Origin of the sequence: Vagococcus fluvialis (assembly GCF_048815235.1) — a bacterium.
GTDB lineage: Bacteria > Bacillota > Bacilli > Lactobacillales > Vagococcaceae > Vagococcus.
The window spans coordinates 150,936-171,931 of sequence record NZ_JBMEAO010000001.1 but is presented as its reverse complement, the minus strand read 5'-3'; the positions used below and the strand labels follow the sequence as shown (position 1 = coordinate 171,931).

The following is a 20,996-nucleotide window of genomic DNA, read 5'->3' as shown; positions in this document are numbered from 1 at the left end:
GTAAACATGGATAAAAAAGCCATTAAAAATTTTGCCATAGAATCTCGACAATTATTACGTTTGGGAGTTATTAATAAATTAGCTAAGTTAGGTATTACAGACGAAAAAATAGAAGAAATAAATACTATTGATAAGCATCTAATAGAGATACCTTCGAACGGTGAAAGATTTGAAGGAAAAGATGTTATGAATAGAACAAAGTTAGTTAATGAGCTGAATTCTCGAGTTAAACAAACAGATCCAAATCAAACCAAAAGTTTCAAAATAGCTTTTGAAACTTTAGTAGAGGAAGTAGCGTATACTTGGTTTAACCGATTAATTGCAATTAGATTTATGGAAGTTAATAATTATCTACCTGAGCGTCAACGTGTTCTTTCAAGTGAGACTATTGGGAAAAAAGAACCAGATATTATTACGAATATTTTAAGAACGACATTATATCAGGAAATGGATGAGACGACTCAAAATAAAGTTATCAATTTATTATCTGATAGTAGAGCTGACGCTGTAGATGAACTCTATCAACTTGTTTTTATCAGGCAATGTAATAGTTTAAATAGAGAACTTCCTGATCTTTTCGAAACAATTGATGACTATTCAGAACTTTTAATTTCGATTTCATACATTGATGATAATGGCGTGATTGCAAGTCTATTAACTATACCAGAATCAGATTTTGATGTGACAAAAGAAGGACAAGTAGAAATTATTGGATGGATGTATCAGTATTATAATACTGAACCAAAAGATAAAGTGTTTGCACGAGGAAATCGAAAAATTCGCGCTGATGAAATTCCAGCAGCTACACAATTATTCACCCCAGATTGGATCGTTCGTTATATGGTTGAGAATTCGTTAGGGCGTTATTACATCGATCAAAAATTAGCAAATCCAAATGAGACCAGAACTGAAAAAGAGATTGCCGAGAGCTTTGATTGGAAGTATTATTTAGAATCAGCAGAGCAGCCAGAAGAAGTAAAACTACAAATAATAAACGAGAGACAAGAAAAAAATGTTTTCGATCTACAAGAGCTAAAACTTTTAGACAATGCAATGGGGTCAGGGCATATACTTGTTTACGCATTTGATGTATTTTTACAACTTTATGTAGCAGAGGGCTTTAGAGAAAGAGATGCTGCTGAATTGATTATGAAACATAATTTATTCGGTTTAGAAATTGACAAAAGAGCTTATCAACTTGCGTACTTTGCAATCATGATGAAAGGAAGACAATATAGTCGTAGGATTTTGAGTAAAGGAATTAAACTGAACGTACACTATTTTATTGATCTTGATGAAATTCCAGAAGAATATTTTTCAAGATTAGAGCAAGTTTCACTGTTGTCTGAAAAAGAGTTTTTAATTTGGAAGGATGAATTGAAATGCTTGTTAAATTCATTTAAGAATGCCACAGAAATTGGGTCTGTTCTTAACTTAAAAAATACTAATTTAGAGGACATAATAAATATTAAGGAATCTATCCTATTATTAGATAATTTTACAAGCATGGACATTCTTTATACGATTCCTGAAATCCATGAGAAAGTTATTAAAATACTAAATATTATGATTATTTTACTAACAAAGTATTCTACTGTAATTACTAACCCTCCTTACTTAAATAAAATGAGTTTGTCTTTAGATAAATATGTAAAATCCAATTATCCTTCTGTAAAAACAGATCTATTCTCTGTCTTTATAAAAATGAATAGTCAGATGCTCATTCAGGATGGTTACGCCGGTTTTATGACACCTTTTGTCTGGATGTTTATCAAATCCTATGAAGAGTTACGTAAATTTTTAATTAATAATAAAACTATTTCTAGTTTAATTCAGATGGAATATTCAGCCTTTGAAGAAGCAACAGTACCTGTTTGTTGTTTTACTATCAAAAATACTAAGAAAGAACCTATTGGAAACTACTTAAAACTATCAGATTTTCGAGGGGGAATGCATGTACAAAAAAATAAAGTATTGGAAGCTATCATAGATCCTTCAAAGTATTATTTTTATCAAACAAATCAAAAGAATTTTGAGAAGATACCAGGAAATCCTATTTCGTTTTGGGTAAGCGAAAATCTTATAAATACTTTTTCAGTAGCAAAACGAATGGATGAGATAGTATCTCCTAAACAAGGTTTGGCAACTGCGAACAATGACCGATTTCTTCGTCAATGGTGGGAAGTTGATATTAATAAGATAAAATTTGATGCTGCTTCTATTAAAGAATCGGTTGAATCTGGGAAAAAATGGTTTCCATACAATAAGGGGGGGGCATTTAGGCGTTGGTATGGAAATTATGATTACGTTGTTAACTGGGAAAATGATGGGCAAGAAATCAGAAATTTTGTTGACAGTAAGGGAAAACAGAGATCGAGGCCTCAAAATACTGATTTTTACTTTAAAGAAGCGATTACTTGGTCAGATATAACAAGTTCTAAATTTTCCCTCAGGTATCGTGAGGCTGGAAGTATACACGATGTTAAAGGCATGGAGGCTTTTGAATTTCCAAATGAGCATCTTTTCTATATTTTGGGTGTACTTAATACTGGTGTTGGAAACTATATTTTTAAACTATTGAATCCGACGATTAGTCTTCAAATAGGAAACTTTCAATCATTCCCTATTTTAATAAATGAAAAAGAAAAAACAGAACAGCTTTCTATTGAAAATTTAGAAACTTCAAAAATAGACTGGAACGCGTTAGAAACAGCATGGGGATTTAAAAAAAACTCTTTAATCTAATATACAAGACAAGAAATTAATAACGAATTTCTTGTGCTATATAATTTTTGATGTGGATGAAGAAATTCATTCACATCTATTTTTTTACAAAAAAATAGAAACATACGAACTTTCTCATTAAAATTAAAGTGACCAAACCAAATTTTAGAAAGAAAGATTCGTATGTCTCATAACCATTGTATTCGACTATCGCTAGATTTAAAAGATAAAAATATTTATTTCGACTCTATTTTTTGTGAGGAACAACTTATAAAAGGTGTGAGATCGAAGGTTTATAAAGGTAGCCTTACTTACAATCCTTCGGCTTGCCCTTGCTGTGGCATTAAAAATGACCGATTTTCTATTGTGAAAAACGGATTTATTTCTTCTCGAATAAAGTGGCTAAGTGTAGCTCATTACCCAACTTATCTTTTATTAAAGAAACAAAGATTTCTTTGTCGTCACTGTGACTCCTTTTTTCTAGCTGAAACTTCTGAAATTGAGAACCATTATTTTATCGCTAGAAGAGTGAAGCAATCAATTCTTGTTGAGCTAGGTGATGCCATCTCGTTTAAGGATTTAGCTAAAAGACATTTTGTTTCACCAACAACTATTAATAGAATTTTACTAACAGGTGGAAAAGAGTTATCTAATCGATTTTTACAATTACCTCAAAACCTTTGTTTTGATGAATTTACCTCTGTTAAAAATAATAGCGGAAAGTACAGTTTTGTTTACTCTGATTCTTCTACACATAAAATCATCGATATTCTCATTGATAATAAGAAACTAACACTAGAAAAACACTTTCTAAAGTACTCTCTAAAGGTTCGGTGCCAAGTAAAAACAATCGTCGTTGATATGAATGCTGCCTATTTTAAATTAGCCAAAAGACTATTCCCTAATGCTACAGTAATTATTGATCGTTTTCACTTAGTTCAACTTATCAGTCGTTCTTTAAACATAACTAGAATCAAGACAATGAATCGCTATCGAACATCCCATTTAACTGACATGAAAAATTATCGAAAATTAAAAAAATATTGGAAGCTCTTTTTAAAAGATTCTAATGAATTGAACTATAAAGACTATCGTTATCAACGTTTATTTAAGAGTATTTTACCTGAAACAGATGTAATGGATTATTTACTTAGCTTGAACAAAGAGTTATCAGAAACTTATAAACTTTACCAAGAGTTATTATACTGTAGTAAAAACAATGATTTTGAAACTTTTTCTGATCTTCTATTATTAACCAATGAAGATATCTCAGACTCTATGAAAGTCTCTATTCGAACGTTGAAAAAGCACTTACCAAGGATTGAAAACACCTTTAAATACACTTATTCTAACGGTTCATTAGAAGGTTCCATAAATAAAATAAAACTAATTAAACGAATAGCCTACGGCTACAGAAATTTTCAAAATTATAAATATAGAATTTTACTTATCTTTAAAGACAAACAAAAAAACAACGAAAACCAATCAGTTTTCGTTGCCTAAACTCACTAAATTTTACTCATCCACATCATTTTATACGAAAGCTTCACTAATACTATATATCAAACCATAGCTAAAAAAAGCAAAAAAATACCTTCCTCTCTTTTATAGAACAAAAAAAAAAATTTTCAAAGAGCATTATCATCTATTCATGATAAACTTCGTTTCTTGATATCATATAATAAATGATTCTGGTAATAAGGTGAGCAACTGCTATGGTAGCTCTTTTTCCTCCTCGATTCTGACTAATTCTTTGATAATAATTTTTAAATCTAAGATGATTAGATCTACAAGCTGAATAAGCACACTGGCATAAAATCTTCTTCGCATAAGAGTTTCCTTTAGAAATTCTTGTGGATCGTCTTTTTCCTGCACTTTCATTATTCCCAGGACATAACCCTACCCATGATGCTAATTTTTCTGCAGAAGAAAATTGATTCATATTAATACCAAACTCAGAAATGATTACAGCGGCTGAATCTTCACTAATACCTGGAATAGTTACTAAGTTATCGACATATTCTTGGTACGGCTCTAAACACTCTGCTATTTTAATTTCTAATTCTTTGATTTTATCATTGTACATATCAATGACATCTAAAACTTGTTTTAATAAGAACCTGTGATGACTTCTGAAAAAACCAGTCAATCCCTCAAGTAATTCTGGTACTTTAAATTTTAAAGAAGTGTAAACAGCCTTTTCAACTTTTTCTTCAGTAATCTCTTCCTCATTGATTAATAGATTCAATAAATTCCTTCCGGACATCCCAAAGATATCAGTCATATACGAAGTTATTTTGATTCCTGCAGTTTGTAAAATTTTATGAGCTCTATTTTTCTCTCGATTTCTAGATTCAATCCACATTTTTCTTAATCGAGTCAACTCGCGTAAATCCTGTATTGGTTCCTCTGGAACAAAACTTTTTGGAATCAAATCAATACGTAACAATTTTGCAATCCAACTAGCATCTTTTTTATCTGTTTTTTGTCCTGGTATATTTTTTATTTTGTATGGATTAGCTAATACCAAATCAAAACTCCCTTGAAGAATGTGCCAGATTGGTTTCCAATAAATTCCAGTGCTTTCCATAGCAACAATCTCACAATTAAATTCTGTAAGCCATTCATGTAAGCCAAGTAAACCTTTTGTAGTAGTATCAAATTTTTTCAAATGTTTTTTTGGTCTTGTAGAAGTAAGAGGTCCATCTAGAACACAAGCAACTACATTGTTTTGATGAACATCTAAACCAGCACAACACTCATAAATAATTTCCATAAAAAAACAGACTCCTTTCCAAAAACAAATTAGGAAAGGAGTACTTTATTTTATAAATAATCAAATTTTTATACACATGCTCATTGGCAATATTTCAAGGTTCTCGAAAAATAAAGTAAGCCAGTTTGACGTTCGACATAACTTTCTTTTCCAAAATAGTGGCGGCTTTTTTCCTTTCCACTACTATTATACCTTAAATCACTTTCGTACTTCAGGGTGAATGAGTTTACGAATTCATGGAAGTTTGACGTAGAGCCATTTCTTGTCTTTATCTCTTTTTATACTAAAGGATGATTAGTAAATGCCCATGAAGACTCAAAACAGTTCCAATCATTTTTAGATAATTCTATGAGCATATCTACTATTTCATAGACATTTTTTTCATTTCTAATGATTACAGGCATGTTCTTCATATCGTCAACTTGAAAATTCAAAGTTGGGTTGATAACATCAGCAAGATACAACATAACTTTTGAATTTGATAAACCTAAAATTTGAAATAGATGTTCATTAATAAACATCATTGGTCCAGCATCTCCAAATAAATTTCCTTCAGGACTTTTTCTAAATGAGATATCTCCAGAAGTAATACGCCCCCAAGTAATTCCAGGTTTGAAATAAAAATTGGTATTTCGTAAGCGATAGTTTGTATTAGAATGTTTTATTTCTTCTCCTTTATTCTTTAGGTTAATAATAGGAATATTATTACCAAACCATTTTCTTTTTCCTCCACCAGAATTAAGAGGAAACCATTTCCAATTCTCCATCTCCTTAATAGATCTACAACAAAAATTTATTTTTTTTTCATTTACTTCGTACCAACTAAGAATATAACGAGAATTAACCATAATACCAGATTTGATTATGCCGTATTCACTCATTTTTTTTTCGATAACGAAATTATTTATAGTGTTTTCGCTTACCCAATACGAAATTGGTTGTCCTGGAATTTTTTTATACTTTTCTTGACTAATTTCATTAAAGCGGTTTCCAGGAATAGGAATTATTTCTGGTGTAACACCATTTAAAACATTGTCAGTTTTAATTTGATGATAACTTCCCTTGAATCCATTTAATTGATTATTTCTAAAAATAGTAACAACAGTACCAAAAGCTATTCCCATTACCATATTTTCCATATGCATCATATTAGAAATAGTATAATTTTGAAGTATGTTTTTACGCATAGACTCATAACTAGATAAGAACATCCATGATTGCATTGTTACCATAGTGTTATATCCATCGGTTTTCACTGAGAGATTCCAACGTTCAATAAACATTGCGAATAAGTCATTCTTTGAATTTGGATAATTTTTTTTTGAAAACTTAGAGAGAGTCTGATTGAATCCAGAACTTCCCATATAAGGTGGATTAGTTATTGAAATATCGTATGTCTGTTGTAATATTTCACCAACATAAATCATTTCTCTGATACCTTGCTCTAACATAGAAATAGTATCAGCTTTTAATATTTCTTTTAAGTTATCGAAATCAATTCCATCAAATTTTATTAACGAACCTAATTCGTTTCCATTTTTAAATCCATTTATTAGTTTTAATAAATCTTCTTTTCCTTTGGAATCATCATGAAATGTCATATTGACTAATTGTAACTCAGTTTCACCAATCCCAAAATTATCTGGTACTGTATAAATATTTGGTTTAATACCTTTATTCAATAATCGTCTAGAATGTTGACGCCCTTTCATCATTAAGGCGAAATATGATAATTGAAAAGCACGTTTATCAATGTCTAAACCAAATAGATTATGTTGTAGAATTAGTTCCGCAGCGTCTCTTTCCCTATAACCTTCAGCTGAATACAGTTGAATCAACACATCAAAGGCATAAACTAGAATATGACCACTTCCCATTGATGGATCAATTAGCTTTAGCTCTTGTAGATCGAAATCATTCTGAAAGAACGTTTGTCATTATTTTCATGATTAGTTTTGTTTCACGTTCTTCCATTTCTTTAATAATATGAAGATAAACTGATTGTGTGGTAGTAATATCTTTATGACCTAATCTCTTACTTACACTTAGTATATTGACTCCTTTATATAATAGAATAGAAGCGTGAGTATGACGTAATCCATGAAAGGAAATCAAAGGAATTCCTAGTTCTTTACAAATTTTCTCTAGATGCCGATTGATGGTTGCACTAACTGGTAAATTCCCATTATCGTCAATACATATTCTTTGATTACTTTGTTTTAATTTTCTATAGCGAATAATCTCTTTGATAACTTTAATTGTTCGGTTGTCAATGTCAATTCTTCGAATTGAGCTATCATTTTTTGTAGGTTTAAAACCAGAGTGATATTTATAATCCCAAGATTTATTAATAGTAATTATTTTATTTTTTACATCCACATCTTCAAGTGTTAAGCCTAGTACTTCAGCAAATCTTAAACCTGTCATAGCAGATAAATAAACAATAAAATTTTGCGAATCTATTGAGTTTTTTTCAGTATATTGTATTAAAGATTTCCATTCTATATAGGAATGAAACTTAGCTTTTTGATTAGTTTTTTCTTTTCCAGTAATAATTACTTTTCTAGTAAAATCATAATCTATCAAGCCTTCTTCAACTGCATCTAGTATTGCGGCTCGAATCTGTTTATGAAATGTTGCAGTTGTGCGTTTTGCATGAGTTTTTGCAAAATTGTTAATTGCTCTTTGATAAGAAAGCCTGGTAAGTTTAGTGAGGTTAGCATTACCAAAATAGGTGACTGTATGCTGAAGTGTATTTTGATACTTAATATAAGTAACATGAGAAACAGCAGGCTTTTTATAGGTTTCTATCCATTGTTGAAAATAATTAGTTAATGATAAATCATTCGTCATAATATCTTCCTTTCGATCTAATGTAAAATAAAATACTATTTATTATATATGAATTATGGCTATTAATCAGAAAACAAGTATAATGAAAGATGATGAAAAATAGGAGGGATTGTGTTTTGGCAATACTTATAAAAGATAAATTTGAAGCCTGGGAGAAAGAGGCGCAAGAAAGATTTGATCAGTTAAAAGCAAATGAAGAAGAGTTGAATAAAATATTTATAGATTTGTATGGTTTAAATGATGAGCTTGATTATCATGTAGAAGATAAAGACGTCTCTGTTTCAAGAGCGGATCGAGAAAGAGATATTAAATCACTTATTAGCTATGCAGTTGGTTGTATGTTTGGTCGTTATTCATTAGATGAGGAGGGGCTCGTTTTTGCTGGAGGAGATTTTGATTTCTCTCGTTATTCAAAATTTATTCCTGATGCTGATAATATTATATTGATAACCGACGATGAATTTTTTCAAGATGATGAGAGTGATATTGTTATTAAATTTCAAAAATTTATAGAAGTAGTCTACGGAAAAGAAACTCTTGAAGAAAATTTAGATTATATTGCTGATACTTTGAAAGGCACTGGAACTAGTCGTGAAATAATACGTAAATATTTTGTTTCAAAATTTTTTACAGATCATCTTAAAACATATAAAAAAAGACCGATTTATTGGCAATTTGATTCTGGAAAAATTAATGGTGTAAAAGGTTTAATGTATTTACATCGTTATGATGAAAATTTACTTCCTCGTTTACGTACGGATTACCTATCAAAACTTAGCCAAGCATATAATTCTAGAATTGAATTACGTGAAACTCAGAAGTTATCTTCTTCTAGTGCAGGCGAATCAACTCGTTATGAAAAAGAGATAGTAAAAATAAAGAAACAATTAAAAGAACTTCGCGAGTTTGATGAGAAAATTAGCCATCTTGCACTGAAAAAAATTACTCTTGATTTAGATGATGGTGTAATTGTTAACTATGATAAATTACAACGTGATCCAGATACAAATGAAAAATACAACATCTTAACTAAAGGGGTTAAAGAGCCTTAAAGGAGAATAGTATGTCAGATTTAAATCTCAATCAGATAGAAAATAAATTGAATGAACTATTTTTAACTTATGGTGAGCGTAAGTTAATTTTTTGGTTTGATCCTAAAGGCGAGTTTGAAGATGATATTAACAATGAGTTAATCAAATTAGAAAATGCTCAAATCAAAAAAATAGGTTTTAACACACAGTTTATAACAAAGCGTTTCTTCGAAATAGAAGATACGACTAATAATTATTTAGTTTATGCGCCATTTGAAAGAATAGATGATGACGATGAGAACAACCATTTGTTAAGTATTGTTAAATATTCTGAGCTTTTCAATGCGGATAGGATCTCTTTGATTATGGAACAGTTGGATATTATACCAGAACTACATGAAATAATGACTGATTACAGTAAATTTTTTGGGGCTAAGTCACGGATTTCTTCTTTTGAAAAAATGACAACTACAAGTGTAAAAACAAAAGAAGTACTTGAATTGACAATAATGTCTGTATTAACAAAAGCTAATACTAATCAATTTTATAGTATTCTTCAATCGATATTGATTGAATTTTCAAAAGGTAGCAATATTTTATTTTCACAATTAAATGCTTATGAATTAGAGGAAGTCTTTTGGAAGTATGTCTATAAATATTATGGTTATAAATCAGAAGATCCAACTATTCAAAAATTAGTTATTTCTTTTTTCTTAAATACATATTTTGGACAATTGGGAATTCAAGAACTACCGAATAGTTTTAAAGAATATGAAGTTTTGGATCAAACAACTGCTATTGTTTCATTCATGGATGGGGTAATGAATGATACTCGTTACAAAGAACACTTTAATCAATTGAGCCATCAAATATATCAAGTGATTAATGGAGATAAATTACTAGATAAAGCTTCCGTAGAAGAATTAATTGAGGCAGATATATTTGAAAGTATCCATTTAAAAATACTATCCTATTATAGTAATCAGCTTATAAGTGGTGACACGACACCGATGGTTAGTAGTATGCCACTTGTTGATGTTGTAACTCGAAAAATGCGCTCTAACTTTGGAGATAAATATATAAGACAATATAATGCTTTAATTAATGCACAAAAATTATTGATGTTTACCTATTCAACTCACATGGACAAATTTAATCTGATTCTTAAAGACTATGAAGAAAACTCATATAAGGTAGATCAATATTACCGTAAATTTATATGGAATTTAGATCATTTTGAAATGGATGATGCTTTTTTTGAGTTGTATCAAATTGTAGAAAAAAAATATAAAGAATTTTTAGATGAAAGTAGTCATTTGTGGAATGATTATATAATGTTTGACAATCAGGAAACGTTGTTAGATTTTTATAATAATTACGCATGTCATAAAATGAAAACAGTTGTTATTATTTCAGATGCATTCCGTTATGAAGCAGCAAAAGAAATTCAAAAAGAAATTCAAAATGAAAAAAAATATTCTACAAAAATGGAAAGTATACTAACAGTATTACCCTCTGTTACAGAATTTGGAAAATCCGCTTCACTTTTAGGTAAAGGAGAAACTTTCGAATATGTAAATGGTGTGGATGTTGAAGTAAATAGTATGAAAACAAAAGGAACAGTTGCACGAGATAAAATTCTTAAGGCTAAAAACCCTAATTCTTTAGCTATTAGTTATGAGGATGTAGTTGAAAAGGACAATGCCAAAGAACTTCGTGAGTTATTCAATGGCCAAGATATGATTTATTTGTATCATGATCAAATTGATAAAACTGGTGATCATGGACAGGAAAGGCAAGTTTTTGAAGCGGTTGATAAAACAATCAAAGAATTAAAAACATTATTACCAAGAATTTCCAATGGAGCAAATATTTATCGTTTTATTATTACAAGTGATCATGGTTTTATATATACTCGCTCAAAAATAGAAGAATATGACAAAATTGATAACCCATCTATTAGTATTAGTGACAGAGTGGAAAGACGTTTTATTATTAGTGAAAATCAATATAAAAATATAGGGATATCAAGTATGAAACTAAGCGATGCATTACGTAATGATGATAAACGAATAATTCATTTTCCATCTACATCAGCTATATTTAAAAAATCTGGTGGGGGACAAAACTATGTCCATGGAGGTTCTTCTCCTCAAGAGATGATTGTGCCGGTATTAGAAATTATGGTTGGACGAGGTTCATCAGTAAAAGAACCTGCACAAGTTCAATTGATGAGTAACAATAAAAAAATTATAGGTCTCTCTAAATCGTTAGAATTTTATCAATTAGAAGCAGTTAATGATTCAGTAATAAAAGAAAATTACTCATTACATTTTGAAGATAAAAAAGGACGCTTAATTTCTAATGTTCACTCATATTATGCTGACTCTAAATCTACATCTGCTTCAGAAAGATTTACAAATTTTACTTTTGATTTTATAAATCGTAATTATGATACGAATGAAAAGGTATTTTTAATTTTAAAAAATGCAAATACTCAGATTGAGATAGAGAGGATTGAGTTTTTAATTGATAATCCATTCGCAGGTGATCATAATTTTGATATCTAGGAGGGAAGTTAATGGATCAGATTATTTTGGATAAATTGGTGACAAACTTTCCTGGGAAAATTGTCCGAAAAGATCTAACTAAAAAAATTAAAGAAGGTGCTAATGTACCTGTTTATGTATTAGAATATTTATTAGGAATGTATGCATCATCATTAGACGAAGAGTTAGTTGAAAAAGGTGTTGAAAATGTAAAAAATATTCTTGCACGTAATTATGTAAGACCAGATGAAGCAGAAAAGATAAAAGCTAAAATTAGAGAAAACGGAGGATACACTGTTATTGATAAGATAAGTGTGTCATTAAATGAGAGAAAGGATCGATATGAAGCTGATTTTTCTAATTTAGGGTTATCTGGTGTTCGAATAAGTGATGAGTATACTAAAAAATATGATCGTTTATTAGGTGGTGGTATTTGGTGTATTGTTCAGATGGAATATTGGTTTGACGAAAACGATCAAACTAACTCCCCTTTTATTGCTAAAAAAATAGATCCTATACAGATGCCGGGTCTTGATATTGAAGAAGTTAAACGTGGTAGGAAATCATTTACGGAAAAAGAGTGGATTGATGTTATTTTACGTTCTGTTGGGATGGAACCTACTCAATTTGATGAAAGAGTAAAATGGTTGCACTTAGCAAGGTTAGTACCCCTTATTGAAAATAATTTTAATTTTTGTGAACTTGGTCCTAGGGGAACTGGAAAGTCTCATGTATATAAAGAAATTTCACCGAATTCTATTTTAGTTTCAGGAGGACAAACGACTGTGGCGAATCTTTTCTACAATATGGCAAGTCGATCTATGGGACTTGTAGGAATGTGGGATACTGTTGCCTTTGATGAGGTTGCTGGAATTAATGTGAAAGACGGTGACCTTGTTCAAATAATGAAAGACTATATGGCATCAGGTTCTTTTGCAAGAGGTAAAGAGGAAAAAATTGCGTCTGCCTCAATGGTTTTTGTTGGTAATATAAATCAAACTGTAGATGTTATTTTAAAAACTTCCAATTTATTTGAGCCATTTCCTGAAAAAATGGGGACTGATTCTGCATTTTTAGATAGAATGCACTGTTACCTTCCTGGATGGGAGATTCCTAAATATAGACCAGATTTCTTTACAGATGATTATGGTTTTATAACTGATTACTATTCAGAAGTTATGCGTGAACTAAGAAAAGTAACTTATAGTGATGCTATTGATAAGTACTTTAAATTAGGATCCCAGTTAAATCAACGTGACACTATCGCTGTAAAAAAAACGGTCTCTGGATTGATAAAAATCGTTTACCCTCATGGGGAGTTTAACAAACAAGATGTTGAAAAAATATTAAGATTTTCGCTTGAAATGCGTAGAAGAGTTAAAGAGCAACTGAAAAAAATCGGTGGGATGGAATTTTTTGATGTAAATCTATCTTATATAGATTTAGAAGAAAATAGAGAAGAATATATTTCTGTACCTGAACAGGGAAGTGGTACTTTGATACCAGAGGGGGTTGAAAAACCAGGACATATTTATGGTGTTACTACTGGGAGTAGTGGTCGAATAGGTACTTTTAAATTTGAAACACAAATGGTTAGTGGCGGTGGTAAATTTAAGGCTACTGGTTTAGGTAGTGATTCAAAAGCCAAAGAAAAAGCTGATTCAGCGTATAAGTACTTAAATGCTAACGCTAAATCAATCAGTTCTTCAATTGGAACAACAACAAATGATTTCGTTTTTAATACTCAGGACTTGAATGGAGTAGGCAATCCTGAAGATTTATCACTTTCAGTTTTGATTGCATTGTGTTCTATTTCTCTTAAAAAACCTGTTTTATCAAGTATTGTCATACTAGGAGATATAACAATTGGTGGAACAATTATACGTGTAACTAATTTAGCTGATTTAATGCAAGTAGCTAGAGATTCTGGAGCAAAAAAAGTATTAGTACCAATGGCTAATGCAGCAGATCTAGCAACTGTACCACCAGAATTAATGTCTACTTTCAATATAATATTTTATCAAACGCCTGAAGATGCTGTATTTAAAGCTCTTGGTGTAGAATAGTTGTTAATAATTACTTGGTATTTTATCAGTTAATCATAAGTTACGATATTAAAATATGTAAAAAATTCTAAATCAGTAACCTAAGGAGTGTGTAAATGAGAAGATGATTAATAAAAAGAAAAAAATACTGAAAGAGCTATGGATTGGTTATAGTTATGGATGTGGATTTGATTGTCATGATGTAGAGTCAGAAAAATTATTTGCTCATTCAGTTGAGGAATTGGTTGCAGATATTGAATCTTATCAAAAAGTTGCTCAAGAAATGATGAAATCCTTATCTAGTTATGAAGAAGATTCTGACGAGTGCAGTTTTTTCTTACATTATGTGGATGAAAAAGGTGATGAAATATCTTATGGAGACATGTTGGTATTAGCTAATGGTGAAATAATAGATAAAAGTCATAAAAAATATGATCTAATTTTTGCTAATTAATATAGTTTTTGAGTGGAAAGAAGTAATAGTACTAAAGTGCCTAAAATTAATTGAGTATATAGAAAAAACCAGTACAAAGCCATCTACCGGCTCTGTACTGGTTTTCTTTTATTTTATATTTTTCTTTGTTAACACCATCATGACTATTCCTAATCCAATAAAGTACATTGGCATCATATAAAGTGTTCCGTTATGTAAGGTACTCATGCCTAATGTTATTAAGCTAACTAGTAGATAATACCCTAAACTAAAAATAGCACCTGCTGAACCAATAACATCTTGAAAATCAACTAAGGCTAAGCTTAGACAGTTAGGTAAGGCAGTTCCTGTTCCTAATAAGGTAACAAAAATACTGATTAATATGGCAGCAAATTGAATCCATTTTGGTAAGAATGTTGTGTAGCTACTTACAAGTAAAAGAAGAGAACCTACTAACATAATTCGTAAACCTAATGTTATAATCCATTCTGCTTGATGAGTACCTAATAATTTTTTAGAGAGTAAGGCTCCTAAAATTGAGGCTCCTGCAATAACGATTCCTAAAAAACCGTAAATAGAAGGAGATAAGCCAAATTTTTCTATAAAAATAAAAGGTGCTTCAGCATAGTAACTGAACAAAATACCATTAATAGTTCCAATTAAAAAGCCGTAAGTTAATACTTTTGGGTTTTTAAGGAAGCGAATAACGATTGGCCATAGAGCCACTTTTTTTCTTTCAGATACATCAAAGGTTTCTGGTAAAGAAGTCACAGTATAAGCAAAAATAGCTAAAGCCATTAACACTAAAGTTAAAAAGACAATTCTAAAACCAAAATAATTACCAACAAAACCACCGATTAGTGGGCCAACAGCTGGCGTAAATGCTAAAGCTGCTGAAATTTGAGCAAATAATTCATGACGCTTATTGCCTGTGAACGCTTCTCGTAAAATAGTTTGTGTCGTAACTGAACCAGTACTCGCACCAAATGCTTGAATGAACCGAGCGGCTAATAAAAATTCAATTGATTGAGATGTGTAACAAAGTAAACTTCCAATTCCGTACAAAACAATCCCATATATCATAGCAGGTCTTCTGCCGACTATATCTGATAACCAGCCCCAAAAGAATACACCAAAAGCAAAGGCTAAGAAGTAAATACTTAATGTTAACTGAGCAGAGCTCATGGATACTTGATAGCTACTAGCAATTTCTGGTAGAGAGGGTGTAAAGATAGTCTCACTTATTTGTGGGAATCCCACAAGACAAATTAATAATAATAAAGATGGTTGTTTTTTTACCGATGTTTTTTCCAATTTAATTCCTCCGTTATTGTTAAACTATAGGGAAAAAACATCTTTTGAAGGGAAATGGAGGGACCATGGTCTTGATTTGTTCTAATGTCGACATGGTAATCACCCTTTCTTATTTATTCATGTTAAAGATTAACAAAAATAGTTGAAGGTGTAAAGTAAAAATACTTTATATTAAATTAGTATTAAAAGCGTGATTTTTTAAGAAAAAATGTTTATAATGGAGGCACTGAAAATTTACGACCTTCAAATCGTATTAGATTTCAGAATCTAAGAAAATGATGGTGATTAAATGAACGATAACAGTAAAACTCGTGTTGTTGTTGGAATGAGTGGTGGCGTTGACTCTTCTGTAACGGCACTTTTACTAAAAGAGCAAGGGTATGACGTAGTAGGTGTCTTCATGAAAAACTGGGATGACACTGATGATAACGGCGTGTGTACTGCAACTGAAGATTATAAGGATGTAGCAAAAGTAGCTAACCAAATCGGTGTTCCTTATTATTCAGTGAACTTTGAAAAAGAATATTGGGACCGTGTATTTGAGTACTTTTTAGCAGAGTACCGTTTAGGAAGAACACCTAATCCTGATGTGATGTGTAATAAAGAAATTAAATTTAAAGCCTTTTTAGACTATGCTATGCAACTTGGAGCAGATTATGTCGCAACAGGTCATTACGCTCAAGTAAAACGTGATGAAGATGGAACAGTGCATATGTTAAGAGGCGTTGATAATAATAAAGATCAAACTTACTTTTTAAGTCAACTATCTCAAGAACAATTATCTAAAACGATGTTTCCTTTAGGCCATATGGAAAAAAGTGAGGTTCGTGAAATAGCTAAAAAAGCAAAACTTGCGACGGCTCAAAAGAAAGATTCTACAGGTGTTTGTTTTATTGGAGAGAAAAACTTTAAAGAATTCTTAGGAAAATACTTACCAGCACAACCTGGTAAAATGGTCACTTTAGATGGTCAAATTAAAGGAGATCATGCTGGTTTAATGTACTATACCATTGGTCAAAGACAAGGTCTTGGTATTGGTGGTGGACAAGGTGATAATAGTGAACCTTGGTTTGTTGTTGGAAAAGAACTTGAAACGAATACATTGCTTGTAGGTCAAGGATTCCACCATGAGCATTTATATGCGACAAGCCTAGAAGCAAGTGAAGTTCATTTTACAGTAGATACACCTATGCCAAAAGAATTTAAATGTACAGCCAAATTCCGGTATCGTCAACAAGATACAGGAGTTACTGTTATTTTAAATGACGATCAAACGACAGCTACAGTTATTTTTGATGAACCTGTTAGAGCGATTACACCAGGACAAGCAGTTGTTTTCTATGATGGAGACGAGTGTTTAGGCGGTGGGTTAATAGATAAAGCTATTAGCGAAGAAAAAGTGAGACAGTATATTTAATATTTTTAGTTTTCAGTTGACAGTTATTTAAAAATGATTTATAGTACTTGGTGTATTAACTAATTAAATAGATTTGTTAGGTGAGGCTCCTATACAAACACAGGCTACTGCCCAAAAACGTCGAGAGACACCAATGGGTATAACAGGAATTATCGACTTAAGGTTTTTCTTAACGTAGCTAAAGCTTTTGCTTTTACGTTGTATAGTGCTAAAACTCAACGATTGGATCTTTATATACGATGTCTTATTTAGTGATGACTTCAAACCTCTCGTCGAGTTTTTTGCGAGAGGTTTTTTATGTTGGTAAATCTATTTAACAAATAAAAAGGAGTGATGACAATGGTAAAACTGTAACACTAAAACTAACTTATTTCGGTAGTGTGGAGTATTGGATGGGAATTCATCTAAGAAATAACTTACTGAAAAAAACTTCGGGCAAGGAATTGATTCAAGAATTGCCTTTAGAAGAAAAAGACAATTGGCATATCGTTGTTTTAAACGATGAGCAAGTAGTTGGAACTTTGATGTTGTCAAAGAAAAGTAAGAAAACAGCTCAAATTGAGCAAGTGGCAATTTGCGAGAGTATGCAAGGACTTGGAGTAGGTAAACAATTAATTGATTTTGCAGAAGCTGTTGCAAGTGATTTAGGATTTAAGCAAACATATCTAACAGGTAGAGAATCTGCGTGGGCTTTTTATGAAAAACTAGGTTACACAACGAATCATAAGATTTCTAAAATAGGTCGAGTTAGAATTAAAGAATATACAAAAAAATTAGTAGCTCACGAAATGGTAAAGGAGATGGAAACAAATGGATGACAGTAGTCAGAGTCGACAGGGTTTATGTGAAGATAGCTGTTCAGTAGAAGAAGATCATTATTGTCTATTTGTTTCTAGACGCTAAGTATCAGCTCCTTTAAACAGTCTTCTTCCGTGGACCCAACAAAGTTAGGAGGAAACATTATGTCAGAAATAGTAGTTTTTCTATTATTTATTGGGATTGGTTGTTCTCTATGGGTAGTATTTTATGGGAAGAAGGTAAAGAAAAATGACACAAAACAAAGAAAAATTAGTTCAAAAAAATAAGATTAATTATGAAGAAATATCAAAAATGCCAGTAGATGGTTTATTAAAAAGTTTTAACAGTTCTCAAAAAGGTTTAACAAATCAAGAAGCAAGTGAATCAAGAGAAAAATACGGTGAAAATGTTATTTCTCATGGTAAAAAGACACCTCTAATTATTGAAGTGTTAAAAGCATACTTCACTCCATTTACAATTGTTTTAATCACATTAGCTATTATTTCATTTTTCACTGATTATGTGATTGTTCCAGTTGAAGATAGAGATTTAACAGGTGTTTTAATTATTACAGCGATGGTTTTATTGAGTGGAACAATGACGTTAATTCAATCAGTTCGCTCCAATAATGCGGCTGAAAAATTAGGGAACTTAGTAAAAGTTACAGCAACTATTCTTAGAAAAGGTAAAGAAGTTGAATTACCAATTGAAGAATTAGTATGTGGTGATATTGTTAAGTTAGCTGCAGGAGATATGATTCCTGCTGATATGCGATTGACACAAACAAAAGATTTATTTATTTCGCAAGCAGCAATGACTGGTGAAAGTTATCCGGTTGAAAAAACAGCTCATTTTCAAATGACTGAAGAATCAAGTGAAACAGATTTAGAAAACATCGCTTACATGGGAAGTAATGTTGTCAGTGGTAGTGCTCAAGGTGTAGTTGTTGCAGTTGGGAACAAAACCTTATTTGGTCAAATAGCAAAAGATGTTTCTGAAACAAAAAACTTAACAAGCTTTGATATTGGTATCAGTAAGACATCTTGGTTATTAATTCGTTTCATGTTAGTAATGGCTCCAGCCGTATTCTTAATCAATGGCTTAACTAAAGGTGATTGGTTAGAAGCTTTCCTATTTGGTTTATCAGTAGCAGTTGGTTTAACGCCTGAAATGTTACCGATGATTGTAACAACAAACCTTGTAAAAGGTGCATCAACAATGGCTAAAAAAGGAACAATCATTAAAAATCTAAACTCAATTCAAAATTTTGGTGCCATTGATATTCTGTGTACAGATAAAACAGGGACATTAACACAAGATAAAATTATTTTAGAGTACCATTTAGATTTAGATGGTAAGGAAGATGCACGTGTTTTAAGACATGCTTTCTTTAATAGCTACTATCAAACTGGTTTAAGAAACTTAATGGATAAAGCGATTATTGAATCAGCAGAAGAAGAATTAGATATTGACGTGTCGCATTATGATAAAGTGGATGAAATTCCTTTTGATTTCCAACGTCGTCGTATGAGTGTGGTAATTGAAGATAAAAGTGGTAAAACACAAATGATTACTAAAGGTGCCGTTGAAGAGATGCTTGAAATTTCAAGCTATGTAGATTATAAAGGTGAAATTTTAGAATTAACAGAAGAATTAAAACAAACGATTTTAAAAACAGTCGATGATTTGAATGAAGATGGTTTACGTGTTATTGCGGTGTCACAAAAAACAAATCCAAGTGTTGTTGGTGAGTTTTCAATAAAAGATGAGAGTGAAATGGTCTTAATTGGTTATCTAGCTTTCCTTGATCCACCAAAAGAAACAACAAAAGATGCTTTAGAAGCACTGAAAAAACATGGTGTTGGTGTTAAAGTTTTAACAGGGGACAATGCTTTAGTAACTAAATCAGTTTGTAAACAAGTTGGTTTAGAAGCAGAAGTACTTATTTCTGGAAGCGACATTAATAAAATGGATGATGATGAGTTAACACATGTAGCGCAAAATCATAATATTTTTGTTAAATTATCTCCTGCTCAAAAAACAAGATTAGTCTCAGTATTACGTAAAGCAGGTCACACTGTAGGATTTATGGGAGACGGAATTAATGATGCTCCTGCGATGAAAGAAGCAGATGTTGGTATCTCAGTAGATACAGCAGTAGATATTGCAAAAGAGTCAGCTGATGTTATTTTACTTGAAAAAGATTTAATGATTTTAGAACGTGGTATTCTTTCAGGACGTACGATTTTTGGAAATATTATGAAGTACGTTAAGATGACTGCAAGTTCTAACTTTGGGAATATGTTCTCAGTAGTAGTCGCAAGTATTTTCTTACCATTCTTACCAATGTTGCCTTTACAATTACTATTCTTAAACTTAATTTATGATATTTCATGTATGTCTATACCATGGGATAATATGGATAAAGAGTATTTAGAAGAGCCTAAAAAATGGGATTCAACAAGTATTGGTTCATTTATGAGATGGTTAGGACCAACAAGTTCAATTTTCGATATCACAACATATGCGTTAATGTACTTTGTTATTTGTCCAGCTGTTGCAGGTGGTTCTTACCATTCATTAAATGCTGAGCAACAAGTATTATTTGTAGCTGTTTTCCATGCAGGTTGGTTCGTTGAGTCATTATGGTCTCAAACATTAGTAATTCATACATTAAGAACACCGAAAATGCCGTTCTTACAAAGTAATGCGTCATTTATTTTAACTACTGTAACGACTTTAGGTATTGCAATTGGAACAATCTTACCATTCACCGCTTTTGGTGAAAGATTAGATTTAGCTCCACTTCCATCAGAATACTGGGGTTGGTTAGCAGTAACAATCGTAGCTTACTTAGTATTAGTTATGTTTGTTAAGAAAATCTATGTGAAACGCTTTGGTGAGTTACTATAATATATTTAGATAAGCAAAGGATGACTTTTTGAGTCATCCTTTTTGTGTCTATTGTAAGCAACTGATTAATAACAAGAAAACTCCTGATAGAATACGTTTCTTCACCTTGTTTTTAGTGTTCTTTTTTAGAAGATAATTATGAG

14 protein-coding genes and 1 riboswitch are annotated in these 20,996 nt (G+C 31.3%); of the genes, 10 read left to right on the top strand and 4 right to left on the bottom strand.

Annotation, left to right across the window (positions count from 1 at the left end; all coding sequences use genetic code 11):
• Window positions 1-6: 6 nt before the first annotated feature.
• Both pglX (ACODH8_RS00795) and ACODH8_RS00790 read left to right on the top strand, forming a co-directional pair.
• Complete coding sequence (gene pglX / locus ACODH8_RS00795; protein WP_420517440.1) at window positions 7-2,745, top strand: BREX-1 system adenine-specific DNA-methyltransferase PglX; 2,739 nt, start codon at window positions 7-9, stop codon at window positions 2,743-2,745.
• Between the two features lie 162 nt (window positions 2,746-2,907).
• On the top strand, window positions 2,908-4,227 hold the full coding sequence (locus tag ACODH8_RS00790) for an ISL3 family transposase (protein WP_420517439.1): 1,320 nt from the start codon (window positions 2,908-2,910) through the stop codon (window positions 4,225-4,227).
• Between the two features lie 142 nt (window positions 4,228-4,369).
• On the opposite strand, the gene ACODH8_RS00785 is transcribed toward ACODH8_RS00790, so the two are convergent.
• The 3 genes from ACODH8_RS00785 to ACODH8_RS00775 all read right to left on the bottom strand — a co-directional run bounded on the left by ACODH8_RS00785 (window position 4,370) and on the right by ACODH8_RS00775 (window position 8,353).
• Complete coding sequence (locus ACODH8_RS00785) at window positions 4,370-5,500, bottom strand: IS110 family transposase (protein WP_420517438.1); 1,131 nt, start codon at window positions 5,498-5,500, stop codon at window positions 4,370-4,372.
• 278 nt (window positions 5,501-5,778) lie between these two features.
• Window positions 5,779-7,377, bottom strand: a complete 1,599-nt coding sequence (pglX, locus tag ACODH8_RS00780) for a BREX-1 system adenine-specific DNA-methyltransferase PglX (protein WP_420517437.1) — start codon at window positions 7,375-7,377, stop codon at window positions 5,779-5,781.
• Window positions 7,378-7,414: 37 nt separating this feature from the next.
• Window positions 7,415-8,353: a tyrosine-type recombinase/integrase gene (locus ACODH8_RS00775; RefSeq protein WP_420517436.1), complete on the bottom strand. Its 939-nt coding sequence runs from the start codon at window positions 8,351-8,353 to the stop codon at window positions 7,415-7,417.
• Window positions 8,354-8,469: 116 nt separating this feature from the next.
• Between ACODH8_RS00775 and ACODH8_RS00770 the strand changes: the two genes are divergently transcribed.
• The 4 genes from ACODH8_RS00770 to ACODH8_RS00755 all read left to right on the top strand — a co-directional run bounded on the left by ACODH8_RS00770 (window position 8,470) and on the right by ACODH8_RS00755 (window position 14,432).
• Entirely contained in the window at window positions 8,470-9,405 is a 936-nt protein-coding gene (locus ACODH8_RS00770; RefSeq protein WP_332464942.1) for a hypothetical protein, read from the top strand.
• An 11-nt stretch (window positions 9,406-9,416) separates the two neighbouring features.
• Window positions 9,417-11,954 (top strand): BREX-1 system phosphatase PglZ type A, encoded by a 2,538-nt coding sequence (gene pglZ / locus ACODH8_RS00765; RefSeq protein ID WP_332464941.1) that lies wholly within the window; start codon window positions 9,417-9,419, stop codon window positions 11,952-11,954.
• An 11-nt stretch (window positions 11,955-11,965) separates the two neighbouring features.
• Window positions 11,966-13,999, top strand: coding sequence for a protease Lon-related BREX system protein BrxL (brxL, locus tag ACODH8_RS00760; RefSeq protein WP_332464940.1), 2,034 nt, complete (start codon window positions 11,966-11,968; stop codon window positions 13,997-13,999).
• A 103-nt stretch (window positions 14,000-14,102) separates the two neighbouring features.
• Window positions 14,103-14,432, top strand: a complete 330-nt coding sequence (locus ACODH8_RS00755; protein WP_332464939.1) for a hypothetical protein — start codon at window positions 14,103-14,105, stop codon at window positions 14,430-14,432.
• A gap of 108 nt (window positions 14,433-14,540) precedes the next feature.
• On the opposite strand, the gene ACODH8_RS00750 is transcribed toward ACODH8_RS00755, so the two are convergent.
• Window positions 14,541-15,725: a multidrug effflux MFS transporter gene (locus tag ACODH8_RS00750; RefSeq protein WP_332464938.1), complete on the bottom strand. Its 1,185-nt coding sequence runs from the start codon at window positions 15,723-15,725 to the stop codon at window positions 14,541-14,543.
• A gap of 289 nt (window positions 15,726-16,014) precedes the next feature.
• Here ACODH8_RS00750 and mnmA point away from each other — a divergent pair, with 289 nt between their 5' ends.
• From mnmA to mgtA, 4 genes are all read left to right on the top strand, one after another.
• Window positions 16,015-17,142, top strand: a complete 1,128-nt coding sequence (gene mnmA / locus ACODH8_RS00745) for a tRNA 2-thiouridine(34) synthase MnmA (RefSeq protein ID WP_332464937.1) — start codon at window positions 16,015-16,017, stop codon at window positions 17,140-17,142.
• Between the two features lie 65 nt (window positions 17,143-17,207).
• Window positions 17,208-17,376, top strand: a riboswitch (M-box (ykoK) riboswitch).
• Window positions 17,377-17,534: 158 nt separating this feature from the next.
• Window positions 17,535-17,960, top strand: a complete 426-nt coding sequence (locus ACODH8_RS00740) for a GNAT family N-acetyltransferase (protein WP_332464936.1) — start codon at window positions 17,535-17,537, stop codon at window positions 17,958-17,960.
• Between the two features lie 144 nt (window positions 17,961-18,104).
• A complete protein-coding gene (locus ACODH8_RS00735) occupies window positions 18,105-18,227 on the top strand; it encodes a hypothetical protein (protein WP_332464935.1) in 123 nt (40 codons plus the stop codon).
• A 25-nt stretch (window positions 18,228-18,252) separates the two neighbouring features.
• Window positions 18,253-20,853, top strand: coding sequence for a magnesium-translocating P-type ATPase (gene mgtA, locus ACODH8_RS00730; RefSeq protein ID WP_332465024.1), 2,601 nt, complete (start codon window positions 18,253-18,255; stop codon window positions 20,851-20,853).
• The last annotated feature ends 143 nt before the right edge of the window (window positions 20,854-20,996 follow it).

Bases quoted from the DNA above. Each gene is read 5' to 3' on its own strand.
- pglX (WP_420517440.1), top strand. From the start codon at position 7: ATGGATAAAAAAGCCATTAAAAATTTTGCCATAGAATCTCGACAATTA.
- ACODH8_RS00790 (WP_420517439.1), top strand. From the start codon at position 2,908: ATGTCTCATAACCATTGTATTCGACTATCGCTAGATTTAAAAGATAAA.
- ACODH8_RS00785 (WP_420517438.1), bottom strand. From the start codon at position 5,500: ATGGAAATTATTTATGAGTGTTGTGCTGGTTTAGATGTTCATCAAAAC.
- pglX (WP_420517437.1), bottom strand. From the start codon at position 7,377: ATGGGAAGTGGTCATATTCTAGTTTATGCCTTTGATGTGTTGATTCAA.
- ACODH8_RS00775 (WP_420517436.1), bottom strand. From the start codon at position 8,353: ATGACGAATGATTTATCATTAACTAATTATTTTCAACAATGGATAGAA.
- pglZ (WP_332464941.1), top strand. From the start codon at position 9,417: ATGTCAGATTTAAATCTCAATCAGATAGAAAATAAATTGAATGAACTA.
- brxL (WP_332464940.1), top strand. From the start codon at position 11,966: ATGGATCAGATTATTTTGGATAAATTGGTGACAAACTTTCCTGGGAAA.
- ACODH8_RS00755 (WP_332464939.1), top strand. From the start codon at position 14,103: ATGATTAATAAAAAGAAAAAAATACTGAAAGAGCTATGGATTGGTTAT.
- mnmA (WP_332464937.1), top strand. From the start codon at position 16,015: ATGAACGATAACAGTAAAACTCGTGTTGTTGTTGGAATGAGTGGTGGC.
- ACODH8_RS00740 (WP_332464936.1), top strand. From the start codon at position 17,535: ATGGGAATTCATCTAAGAAATAACTTACTGAAAAAAACTTCGGGCAAG.
- ACODH8_RS00735 (WP_332464935.1), top strand. From the start codon at position 18,105: ATGTCAGAAATAGTAGTTTTTCTATTATTTATTGGGATTGGTTGTTCT.
- mgtA (WP_332465024.1), top strand. From the start codon at position 18,253: ATGCCAGTAGATGGTTTATTAAAAAGTTTTAACAGTTCTCAAAAAGGT.